Genomic DNA, 11,735 nt, shown 5'->3' with positions numbered 1-11,735 from the left:
TTGGATAAGCATTATCCACTTACGGGTCACTTACTAGTTGTACTCCTGCTCCTACCTTTCATGTGGTTGGAGTGGCTTCTACCATTACAAAACATAGGTAGTCTGGGGAGCTTAGGTTGGCTTCTCTTAGCTGTTTGTCTCTTTTTGCTTATTGAACTTTTTACACCTAAACGATGGTGGGTTCCCTTGTTGACCGGATGCGTCATGCTTTTCATCGTGCATCGTATTCACTTTGCTACAAAAGGAATCGCTTTATTAGACATCTCGTGGTTAAGCCAGATGTTTAGTGAGTTTTGGAGGTATGGAAAAGCTCTTCTGCAAGGAGGATGGAGCACAGCGCTACCTGGATCTATGCAAACTTTGGCTCTTCTCCTCTTGCTTTCGTTTCTGTCTGTTCGTATTTTGCGTACCCTTGTGGAGAGAAAGCATTTGTTTCTTGTTCTTATTCTTTCGTTTTGCTATTTTGGTGTGCTAGATGCTTTCACTTCTTTTGAGGGGAAAGGAGTGGTGATCCGCTTTGTGATAATCGGTGTTTTACTGGCTACATGGTTTCGTTGGTCTCACTTAAAAGAGCAATTGGAAGATGAACCGGAGGCAAAGGGTTGGACCCGTTTCGTCTTGCTCTTTCTCTCGGCCCTCCTGATTATTGGATTATGGGGGCCAAAGCCAACGGCAAGCTGGTCTGACCCGGTTGCTTTTCTCGCTTTTGGTGAAGGAGAAAGGGGAGGCAAAGGGGTTAGTCAAATTGGTTATAGCAAGAGTGATTTGGTACTAGGCGCACCCTTTGCTCCGAATGAGACGATTGCCCTTACGGCTTGGATTGATCGTCCTTATTATTGGCGTGGTGAGGCCAAAGAGATGTACACCGGTGCAGGTTGGGCGGACCGCTTAAATGAGGGAGTTGTAGATGCCGATAGATATTCTCTGCAGGGTGAAGGAAACGATAAGAACGAGGAAATCTCAGTCGAGCGTGTACTTTTTAAGGATGTAAAGACAGAGTTCAATCAAAGTGAGGTAAAGAACTTTGTCCCTGTTGAATCGATTGTCTTCGTCCCGGGTCAACTGTCCTCCTATATGCACAACGGAGGCGAGTCTTTGCTAGTTGTATCCTCTAATTCTGTCACCATGCAAGGAGAAGGTAGCCAAGTGGACGAATACCGCTTGCAAGCAGAGATTCCCTGGATCAATCGAAAGCAATTGAGACAGAGTGGGACAGATTACCCTGGCGAGATTGTTTATTATTATTTACAACTCCCTGGTGCTTTTCCTGATCGAATTCGCGAGAGGGCGTTAGAGGTGGTTGAGGGGGAAACAAACCCTTATGATCAGGCGAAAGCGGTTGAGTCCTATCTGAAGAATAACTTTGACTATGAAACGCAGGATGTTTCTATCCCTTCCAAAGGGAAAGATTTTGTCGATCAATTCTTGTTTGAAACCAAACAAGGATACTGCAACCACTTTTCCACCTCCATGGTGGTTATGCTACGGTCGATCGGAATTCCCGCACGTTGGGTAAAAGGCTTTGCTCCGGGGGACTCGGAGTACCATTCAGAGGTTGAGCGTTACAAAGTTACGGTGCGAAATAGAGATGCCCATTCTTGGGTAGAAGTTTATTTCGCAGATATTGGTTGGATTCCCTTTGAGCCAACGCCTAATTTTACTAATCCTACACCCATTCAAGCTATTTCTCTAGATGACGAGGCGACGGATGAGGGGAATGAGGGAGAAGATACTTCCATTCCAAGTGCCAGCCAAGAAAGAATGGATCAAATGGAACAATGGATGGAAGAGGAGTCCCAATCATCTTCTGCCACCCAAACCAATGCGGGTTTCTGGGGAAGATGGGGACTGATAGTGGGTGTAAGTGTCTTCAGCCTGGGTATGGCTACTCTCCTAGTATGGAAGTTTTGGCGTATCGCTTATTGGTGGTGGCTTCTGCGTTTCGGTTCATCGAGACAACAGGGGCGAAGAGGTGTCCTCTCCCTTACTCACCATCTTCTTTTCTTATGGCGCTGGCGCAAAGGGCCCCGTGAAAAAGACCAAACGGTTCGGGAGTACCTCCTCAAAGAAGATTGGTACGCTTCCCCTACGAAGGAGATGAAAGAAATGACGGTTCTCTATGAAGAGGCACACTATGGGAAGCAAGAAGGGAAAGAGAAGGAGTTGTGGCAACGGGCGCAACTCGTATGGCAAAAACTCTTACAACAATTGCGACCTTGACCCCTGTCCAACCGCTTTGGTATCATGCAGGTAGAAGATCATTTATCATCTGCTATATGCGAGATACAGGTGATCATAACGCATATGGGTTGATAAAAGCGGGAACTAGCAACTTACTAGTAAAACCACGCTTAAATAGCAAGCTCGTATATCTTCAGGAATATGGCCTGAAAGTCTCTACCCGACTACCGTAAATGGTCGGACTACGAGCGTATGGGTAGGATCGTGTTTTTTGCTATGGATGAACACGACCGGACTCCCGTATCGCTCGCTAGCGGTCTGGGGTGTCCGGTCTTTTCTATATTGTACAAAACAGGAGAATGGATGGGATAAAACCATGGACCAGCCCCAAGAACGTATTGTCGTACTCGATTTTGGTGGACAGTATAATCAACTGATTGCACGTCGAGTTCGTGAGTTAGGTGTTTATAGTGAATTGATTAGCAATCAGATTACTGCAGAAGAACTTCGTCAACTCGCACCACAAGGGATTATTTTCTCTGGTGGACCGAGCAGTGTATATGCTGAGGATGCTCCCTCCTGCGACCCAGCTATCTTCGATCTCGGCATTCCTATTTTGGGAATCTGTTATGGAATGCAACTGATGGCGGCTCATTACGGTGCGCAAGTAGACCGCGCGGCTTCCCGAGAGTATGGGAAAGCAGAGATTGAACTCGTCTCTGAGGCACCTTTGTATCAAGGGATGGATGATAAGCAAGTGGTGTGGATGAGTCACAGCGATGTAGTGACGGTTCCTCCGGCTGGATTTCAAGTAGATGCACGCACGGGTTCGGCACCGGTGGCAGCGATGAGTCATCCTGAAAAGCATCAATATGCGGTGCAATTTCATCCTGAAGTTCGTCATACCCAGAATGGGAATGAGATGTTACGCCACTTTTTATTTGCTGTGTGCCAGTGTGATGGAAAATGGAGTATGCAAAATTTCGTTCAAGAGACTATCGATGAATTAAAGCAGGAGATTGGTGACCGGAAGGTGCTGTGTGCCTTGAGCGGAGGTGTTGACTCCTCCGTGGTGGCCGCCTTAATCCATCGGGCGATCGGTGATCAATTAACCTGTGTTTTTGTCGATCATGGACTCCTGCGTAAGGGTGAAGCAGACAGTGTGATGAACACCTTCCGCGACAACTTCCAGATGAACGTGATCAAAGTGGAGGCTAAAGAGCGTTTCTTGCGTAAGCTAGCCGGCATATCTGATCCTGAGCAAAAAAGAAAGATCATCGGGAATGAATTTATTCGTATCTTTGAAGAAGAGGCAGAAACGTTAACGGATCATGAGCTATTAGCCCAAGGCACGCTTTATACGGATATCATCGAATCGGGTACAGAGACAGCACAAACCATTAAATCCCATCACAATGTAGGTGGACTGCCGGAAGATATGAAGATGGATTTGGTGGAGCCGTTAAACACCTTATTTAAAGATGAGGTACGAGCGGTTGGAGAAGAATTGGGGTTACCAGAAGAGATTGTGTGGCGGCAACCGTTCCCAGGACCTGGTCTAGGCATTCGCGTTATTGGTGAAGTAACGGAAGAAAAATTAAAGATCGTGCGTGATTCCGATGCGATTTTACGGGAAGAAATTCGCCTGGCAGGTCTGGATCGGGAGATTTGGCAGTACTTCACCGCGCTCCCCGACTTTAAGAGTGTTGGGGTCATGGGGGATGCGCGCACCTATGCTTATACGGTCGGAATTCGTGCAGTCACCTCCATCGATGGGATGACAGCTGATTGGGCCCGTATTCCCTATGAGGTATTGGAACGCATTAGTAACCGTATCATCAATGAAGTGGATGACGCCAATCGAGTCGTTTATGATGTGACGTCTAAGCCACCAGCCACTATTGAATGGGAATAATATCCGGATGGAGAAGGAGACAATAATCGATAAGCGGATGCGCTCTTTTTTGTCTCCAGCTTCACTTTCAGGGGAAATCGAACGTGAGACGGTGAAATAGGTTGACTGACCGGAGGGTTGCTTAAGTTATATGCAGGCTTCATATGAAAGGGATTGGGTAGAGACGAAAGAACCCTAGAATGAAGATATACGAGGGGCGTGTGAATTGCTAGAAATGCTGTTTGAAGCATCCCGTGGGATTTCACTTATTCTATGAAAGAGGGAAGGGAAGATCGTGGGGAAAATCGGACAGTATTTCGGATTTACGGAGCATAAGACAAATTTACGCACAGAAGCCTTAGCGGGGACAACCATCTTTTTTACGATGGCTTATATCCTGCTGGTTAACCCCTTTTTATTGGGAAAAGAAGCAGGGATGGATTTCGGGGCTGTATTCGTGGCAACAGCGTTATCAGCAGCTATTGGGACCTTATTAATGGGTTTGTTGGCCAACTACCCCATTGCACTCGCTCCTGGCATGGGGTTAAATGCCTACTTTACCTATACCGTTGTGTTAGGGATGGGTGTTAGTTGGCAGGTCGCTCTGGGTGCAGTATTTATTTCAGGAGTCATCTTTTTATTACTAACGGTTGTGCGATTGCGTGAGCTGATCATTAATGTGATTCCTGCCGGTCTCAAGAGTGCGATCTCAGCCGGGATTGGTCTTTTCATTGCTTTCGTGGGGTTGAAGAATGCAACCATTATTGTTTCCTCGGAAGCGACTTTTGTGCAGATGAATACCGACTTGACACAGCCCAGCGTTTTATTAACTGTTTTTGGTCTCATTTTGACCGTCTTATTGATGATTCGTGGGGTGAAAGGGGCTATCTTTGTGGGAATGCTGGCAACGGCATTGCTTGGTATGATGACGGGGATTGTGCCTCTACCTAGTGGAGTGTTTTCTCTCCCACCAAGTCTCGCTCCCACCCTGCTACAAATGGATATCTTAGGCGCACTTGACCTTGGCTTATTCTCCATTATTTTCGCTTTCTTATTTGTGGATCTGTTTGATACGGCGGGTACCATGGTGGGTGTGTCCAAGCAAGCAGGGCTGTTAAAAGAGAATAAACTTCCGCGTGCCGGACGTGCCTTGACAGCCGATTCGGTAGCTACCATGTCGGGGGCAGCCTTGGGAACCTCCACTGTTACTTCTTATATCGAATCGAGTGCAGGTGTAGCAAGTGGCGGACGCACGGGAATGACGGCTGTGGTTACTGCCGGCTGGTTCTTATTGGCTCTGTTTATCTTCCCTTTGGTGGAGACGTTTGCTTCGGTGGCGGCCATTACCTCGCCCGCTTTGATTATTGTGGGGGTTTTAATGGCTTCTAATCTAAAAGATATTGAATGGCAAGACCTTTCAGAAGCAATTCCTGCTTTTCTAACGGTTGTCATGATGCCGTTAACTTTCAGCATTGCTACGGGTATTGCTATTGGCTTTATCTTTTATCCACTAGCCAAAGTGTTTGTGGGTCAATACAAGCGGGTTCACCCAATCTTATATATCTTAGCCATCTTGTTTCTTATTCGTTTTGCATTTGGAGGAAGCTTATAGAGGGAACATCTTTTCTCATCGCTAATGTCGGAAGGCCTACACAGGGTGTAGGTCTTTTTTTATGGACGTCTCAACTTAGTGTAATCAAGTTTCACAAGTGAAAAAATGCCGTTAAAATAAGGATGAAAGCTCCCCCTAGAGTTGTAGGAAGATGGTCGAGCAGTTTCTCATTGAGAGACTCTGAGCTGTGGATCAGGCAGCGATAGGAGATGCCACCGTCCATCAACCAGGCGCGAGAGAACATGATGCTCTCCCTCTGATGAGAAAGCTAACTGATTGTACATCGCGCACAGGTATGAACAAAGCGGTTCTGTCACATGCTATAGGTAAAGATTGGGGGGATTATGATGAGTCGATCTTCTCGGCTGAAAGGGTACTTTCTGCTCATTTTCACGTTAATATGGGTTATTCAGACAGCACTCTGCTCACCGTCTGCCTTTGCGGCTGGCGAAGAATTGACGCATGTTCGTTCTCAGCTTGAAAAGCTGTTAAAAGTGAAGGCGCGTGCTGTGAATGAGTGTGATTATAAGCGATTTAATCAGGTTATCGATTCTGAGAATACGACCTATCTCCAGGAACAAAAACGGTGGTTTCAAGACGCCGTGCAAACGGTAGATCCAGGAAGCTATCAGTTGGAACTCCTTTCAATCATTCCTGGTGACGATCTTCAGCTACATACGCTGATTAAACAGGAATATCAGATAAAAGGGGAGACCTACTCTCTCAAAGTTCCCTTACTCTTTAAGAATACGGAAGAGGGTTGGCGCGAATCGGATATTCCTTTCCAACATATGGCCGAAGGCTCCGTAGTTGTTCATTACAGTCACCCAGATTTAAAGGAACAAGCTGCGGTGGCACTGGATGCTTCAAATAAAGCGTTGGAGGCTTTTACGCAAAAGTTTGGTTGGGAACAGAAAGAGAAAACGGAGATAAAGCTTTATCATGACAGTGCTCTCTTTCACCAATCAGTCAAGTTGTCTATACCAGAATGGGCCGCCGGTTGGAATGAATTTGGTCAATCAATAAAGTTTATCGGGGGAAAAGGGGACCCTCGCTCTTTCTCTGCAGGTATCGTCCATGAAGTGACACATAAAGTTTTAAGTGATCTTACCACAGATAACGCGGCATATTGGCTACAAGAAGGAGCTGCAGAGTATTATCAAGCTCATCTTCTTCCAGGAATGAAGAGTGAATATCCGGTGCTTGAAGAATCTCGGTACACCTGGGAAGAACTAAAAGGACAACAGTTAGAATTGCTTGGATCAACAGAAGCGCGAGCGTACTATGCTCATTGCTATGATTTTTACCGCTACCTAGTGGAGCGTTTCGGTGAAAATAAACTTCAAGAGGTGTTTGCCTATCTAAAGTTGTATCCCTTAGTAGACCAAGATGCTACGAACAAGCTGGCAGAAACCAATGAGCGGACGGAAGAAGCGTTGGAGGAAGGATTGGGCGTATCCCTTTCGCAATTAGGAGAAGAATGGTTACAACAAGTAGGAAATAAACAAGAGCCCAATGCCCCCATGTTTCAATATTTTTAGTGCCTAGCCCAGAACAGAAGGCGATTTTTTAGTGGTTGGCATTTTATGCTACGATCGCAATCGAGTTCATGATCTTGACGTATGGAAGAGGGAGGTGATATTATTGCGTTATTAAGTTTAAATATATCTACCTATTGAGAGGGAACTTATGGACAAATACCATTTGGATATCACTGATTTTGAGAGCGTAACGAAGTTTTTCACTGCATTAGGAGACCCTATTCGCATACAGATTACCTTTATTTTGGGTAACTATGGAAAATCAAATGTGACGGAAATTGCGAGTCATTTTGATATTAGTAGACCATCTATCTCTCATCATTTGAAAATCCTTAGAGAAGCACATGTAGTGGAGAGCAAGAAAGTAGGCCAAGAGGTTTATTATTGGCTATCCCGTGATCGTGTATCATCCAATTTGCAATTAATCGCGGAAGCATTAAACTCAACAGAGTGTGACGAATAATTTTTTTATCCTATCAGTAGATAGTTTTAAACATATATTCATATAAACGTCTTTATAGGGAAATGTTTTGTTCGCCCTATAGAAGTTTCTTTCTGATGATAAGAATGAAAGCCCGTCTCAAGAGTAGTTGAAAGATAGGCGAGTCGTTTCAACTAGGAGACTTTGAATCGTGATTCAGGCAATGATAGGAAATACTATTGCCCATCGCCCACGCGCCGAGAGAACCTGATGCTTCCCACGCTGTTTGTTTTCATCCTGAATTTTACGGAATGGAGTGTTTTCAAAATGAAAGCTGCCTTTATGGATAAAAAGTCCCTTATTGTGGGTGAAAAAAGTAAGCCAAAACCGAAATCCCATCAGTTGCTCATTAAAGTTTACGCGACCAGTGTTAATCCAGCAGATTGGAAAATGGCGAAAACCATGTCCAAATGGGGCCTTCCTCATCGTATAGGTTCGGATTTAAGTGGCGTAGTAGAAGAAGTAGGAGATAAGGTGACCCGTTTCCAACCCGGAGATGCTGTCTTTTCCCTGTTGGGACCGGGGGGTGGGTGTGCAAGTCAATATCTTACGGTTCACGAGAAAAACGTAATAAAAAAACCAGATCATGTTTCCTTTCAAGAAGCGGCAGGCGTTCCCACTGCAGGGATTACTGCGTGGCATGGTCTGACCACTTACGGCAAAGTACAGTCTGGACAAAAGGTTCTTGTTATTGGTGCATCGGGCGGTATTGGTACCTATGCCGTGCAGATGGCGAAAGCCTTAGGGGCAGAGGTTACGGGAGTATGTAGTACACGCAATGTTGAACTCGTTAAAAGCTTGGGGGCGGATCAGGTTATCGACTATCGAGAAGAGAGTGTGATTGATCGTTCTCGCTTTGCCGCATTTGATTTGATATTAGACACAGTAGCGAATATCGACTACAAAGAATATTTTCCTCTTCTTAAAAAAGAGGGATTGTATGTGACTCCTGTAACGACATTTCACCTTTTTATGGGGAAATTTAAAGGCCTCTTTTCTTTAAGAAGGAAGAGAGCGACCGTTATTTTTGTTCCTACACGGGGATTGAAGCAACTAGAAGAAATCAGTCAGTTGATGAGTCAAGGATTAGTGAAAACACCGATTGAACAAGTTTTCCCCCTTGAGGAGATCAAGCAAGCGTTTGATCTTAGTAAAACGGGGCGAACAAGAGGGAAGATCATTATCCAGGTTCATTCGTAAGTTCATTCCTTTAGATTGCATAAAAAGAGGCTGCCCCTTGTCGTTGAAGACACTTGGGGACAGCCTCTTTTATGTTGTTCAGTATTTAACAGATGGCATTAGAAAGCTTCCGTTACGGTTTTCGCATGGAGGAAGTTTCGTAGGTAATCTGGCCCGCCGGCTTTGGCGTCGGTACCGGACATTTTAAAGCCACCAAATGGTTGTTCACCCACGATTGAACCGGTACAACCGCGGTTGAGATAGAGATTCCCAACTTGGAAGTCACGACGTGCGCGTTCTAAGTGTTCTCGGTTGTTAGAGATGATAGCACCTGTAAGCGCGTAATCCGTGTTATTGGCAATTTCCAATAGCTCTTCAAAGTCTTTTGCTTTGGAGAAGCCGAGAACGGGACCGAAGATTTCTTCTTGCATGATACGGGAATTTGGATCCAGGTCTGCAATAATCGTGGGTTGGATGAAGTATCCTTTGGAATCATCTGTTTCTCCACCTAGACGCAACGTTCCTTCTTGTTTGCCGATCTCAATATATTCGCTGATGGAACGGAACTGACCGGAATCAATAACGGGACCGACAAATGTATGGACATCCGTAGGGTTGCCGACAGGCAATTCTTTTGCGAGCTCGATCGTACGCTCCAATACTTGGTCATACACATCTTGATGAACAATGGCACGAGAACAGGCTGAACACTTCTGTCCGGAGTAGCCATAGGCGGATTTCACAATGGATTGTGCCGCTAGTTCAAGATCTGCATCTTTATCCACGATGATGGTGTCTTTCCCACCCATTTCTGCTACAACTCGCTTGAGCCACTGCTGTCCTTCTTGTACTTTGGACGCACGTTCATAGATACGGCATCCTACTTCACGAGAGCCGGTAAAGCTGACGAAGCTGAGTTTAGGGTGATCGACGATGTAATCTCCAATTTCTGAGCCACTTCCGGGGATGAAGTTAAGTACACCTGCTGGTAGCCCTGCTTCTTCAAGTACTTCTACAAATTTAGCTGCAATGATGGGGGTATTACTGGATGGTTTTAACAGAACTGCGTTGCCTGTAACAAGGGCGGAGGTGGTAATACCGCACATGATGGCAAATGGGAAGTTCCATGGAGGAACGGCTAAACCAACACCAATAGGCTGATAGTTATATTCATTATGTTGGAACTCAGTGGAGTTACAGGGCTTTCCTTGAGAGAGTTCGATCATTTGGCGACCATAGAACTCCATGAAGTCAATCGCTTCAGAGGTATCTCCATCTGCTTCCACCCACGATTTTCCTGCTTCTAAGGTCATCAATGCAGAGAATTCATGGCGACGACGTTTTACGATCGCAGAAGCACGGAAGAGAATTTCGGCACGCGCTTTAGCTGGCCATTTGCGCCATTCTTCAAAAGCGGCCCAGGCTTCTTGCATGGCCTGTTCGGCATGATCTCTTTTGGCTTTGGAAACGGTTCCAATCACTTGCTCTTTATTAGAAGGGTTGATGGAAGTTATCTTGTCATCTGTTTTAATGCGCTTTCCACCAATAATGAGATCGTAGTCTCCACCTAACTCGGCTTCCACCTTCTTAAGAGCCGTTTGGTACGCTTCGCGATTTTCACTGACTGTAAAGTCTGTCCATGGATCATGTTTGTATGGGATCATGGGAACATTCCTCCTTTATCTCGTTTCGTCCCTATTTTAACTCATAGTCCGGGAGAATGGAAAGGATATCTGACTCTGCGTATTATGTCTCTTGAAAAAGAGATTATTACTCTTACCGTTGGTTTAGATACGAATGTGTTGAGGAAAATGAAGTTTTCAGGTGGACCAGAAACAGTAGGCGAAGTATAAGCGATCGATTTGTGATTGCATCCTCCATTACTGTAGTGAGAAGTCTATGGGTCAAGGACTTTATAATAAAAAATAGTGTCGTGGAGCTCGCCATTATTCGAGCGAGCGTAATCTGGAATTCGTCCAGCATCCTTGTAACCCATCGATTGGTACAAGTCATTTGAAGGGTCACCTGCACGGGTATCCAGAACAAGGAGGTGAAGTCCAATTGCTTTTGCTTTTTGATGAGCTTTCTCCATCAGTTGGCGTGCAATGCCTTTCCTCCGTGCGTTGGGGTGAACCATCAATTTTGCAATTTCGGCACGATGTAGACCGTTTGGTTTTGCGCACTTCTCTAGCTGAATACTGCCAATGATATTTTCTCCAGCCGTAGCGATCCATAGTTCTGTCTGATTCGTTGGTAGCATGCGCCAGTATTTCGTTGCTTGGTCGAGGTTGAGCGGGGTTAAAAAACCAATAGAGGCACCATCAGTGACAACATCGATCAACAGTTGAGATAGAAGGTGAATGTCTGTCTGTGAGAGGTGATCGACCTCTCGTATGGTATAAGCACTTTCCATGATACCCTCCTTGGAACTTGACTTGTTAATGGATTTTAAGAAGTAAGCTGATACCTCTGTAAAACGAGAGTGGAAGAGAAAGGGTGTCTGTTGTATGTGATCCCTTTATGATTTCTATTTTTAGAGAATGATTCTTCAATGTTGACGCTAAACTCTATTCATGGTAATATATTTCTTATCGTCGCGAGGAAATGACGATGTTCATAACAACACAGCAACAAATAAAAAAAAATCTGTTGACGAGAATAACTCAGCATGGTATTATAGATCTTGTCGCCACGAAAGAGTGGCACACATAACCGCCGGATGGCGGGATAAAGAGAAATTGTTCCTTGAAAACTGAAGAGCGAAAGATAGACCCAAGTCAATGAAATTTGAGCAATCAAATTCTTTTATGGAGAGTTTGATCCTGGCTCAGGACGAACGCTGGCGGC

General features: G+C 45.2%; 8 protein-coding genes and 1 riboswitch. Of the genes, 6 read left to right on the top strand and 2 right to left on the bottom strand.

All coding sequences use genetic code 11. From position 1 onward, the window contains the following. From AC6RGY_RS07750 to AC6RGY_RS07725, 6 genes are all read left to right on the top strand, one after another. Positions 1-2,220: a transglutaminase-like domain-containing protein gene (locus AC6RGY_RS07750; protein ID WP_499861495.1), complete on the top strand. Its 2,220-nt coding sequence runs from the start codon at positions 1-3 to the stop codon at positions 2,218-2,220. Between the two features lie 124 nt (positions 2,221-2,344). After that, positions 2,345-2,446: riboswitch (purine riboswitch) on the top strand. A gap of 111 nt (positions 2,447-2,557) precedes the next feature. After that, positions 2,558-4,096: a glutamine-hydrolyzing GMP synthase gene (gene guaA, locus AC6RGY_RS07745; protein WP_499862441.1), complete on the top strand. Its 1,539-nt coding sequence runs from the start codon at positions 2,558-2,560 to the stop codon at positions 4,094-4,096. Between the two features lie 283 nt (positions 4,097-4,379). After that, the gene (locus tag AC6RGY_RS07740; protein WP_499862439.1) at positions 4,380-5,687 is read left to right on the top strand and encodes an NCS2 family permease; all 1,308 of its coding nucleotides are present in this window, start codon (positions 4,380-4,382) and stop codon (positions 5,685-5,687) included. Positions 5,688-6,034: 347 nt separating this feature from the next. After that, a complete protein-coding gene (locus tag AC6RGY_RS07735; protein ID WP_499861494.1) occupies positions 6,035-7,228 on the top strand; it encodes a peptidase MA family metallohydrolase in 1,194 nt (397 codons plus the stop codon). A gap of 148 nt (positions 7,229-7,376) precedes the next feature. Continuing rightward, the gene (locus AC6RGY_RS07730; protein ID WP_499861493.1) at positions 7,377-7,691 is read left to right on the top strand and encodes an ArsR/SmtB family transcription factor; all 315 of its coding nucleotides are present in this window, start codon (positions 7,377-7,379) and stop codon (positions 7,689-7,691) included. A gap of 285 nt (positions 7,692-7,976) precedes the next feature. Then, on the top strand, positions 7,977-8,909 hold the full coding sequence (locus AC6RGY_RS07725; RefSeq protein WP_499861492.1) for an NAD(P)-dependent alcohol dehydrogenase: 933 nt from the start codon (positions 7,977-7,979) through the stop codon (positions 8,907-8,909). 98 nt (positions 8,910-9,007) lie between these two features. Here AC6RGY_RS07725 and pruA read toward each other — a convergent pair whose 3' ends face one another. Beyond that, positions 9,008-10,552 carry an L-glutamate gamma-semialdehyde dehydrogenase gene (gene pruA, locus AC6RGY_RS07720; RefSeq protein ID WP_499861491.1) on the bottom strand — a complete coding sequence of 515 codons (1,545 nt, stop codon included), beginning with the start codon at positions 10,550-10,552 and terminating at the stop codon, positions 9,008-9,010. Positions 10,553-10,785: 233 nt separating this feature from the next. Beyond that, positions 10,786-11,301 (bottom strand): GNAT family N-acetyltransferase, encoded by a 516-nt coding sequence (locus tag AC6RGY_RS07715; protein ID WP_499861490.1) that lies wholly within the window; start codon positions 11,299-11,301, stop codon positions 10,786-10,788. Positions 11,302-11,735: the final 434 nt, after the last annotated feature.

Source organism: Mechercharimyces mesophilus, from assembly GCF_059818345.1.
This window is presented reverse-complemented; position numbering and strand designations above follow the sequence as displayed.

Coding starts and splice junctions, on each gene's coding strand:
- guaA (WP_499862441.1), top strand. CDS start 2,558: ATGGACCAGCCCCAAGAACGTATTGTCGTACTCGATTTTGGTGGACAG.
- AC6RGY_RS07735 (WP_499861494.1), top strand. CDS start 6,035: ATGAGTCGATCTTCTCGGCTGAAAGGGTACTTTCTGCTCATTTTCACG.
- AC6RGY_RS07730 (WP_499861493.1), top strand. CDS start 7,377: ATGGACAAATACCATTTGGATATCACTGATTTTGAGAGCGTAACGAAG.
- AC6RGY_RS07725 (WP_499861492.1), top strand. CDS start 7,977: ATGAAAGCTGCCTTTATGGATAAAAAGTCCCTTATTGTGGGTGAAAAA.
- pruA (WP_499861491.1), bottom strand. CDS start 10,552: ATGATCCCATACAAACATGATCCATGGACAGACTTTACAGTCAGTGAA.
- AC6RGY_RS07715 (WP_499861490.1), bottom strand. CDS start 11,301: ATGGAAAGTGCTTATACCATACGAGAGGTCGATCACCTCTCACAGACA.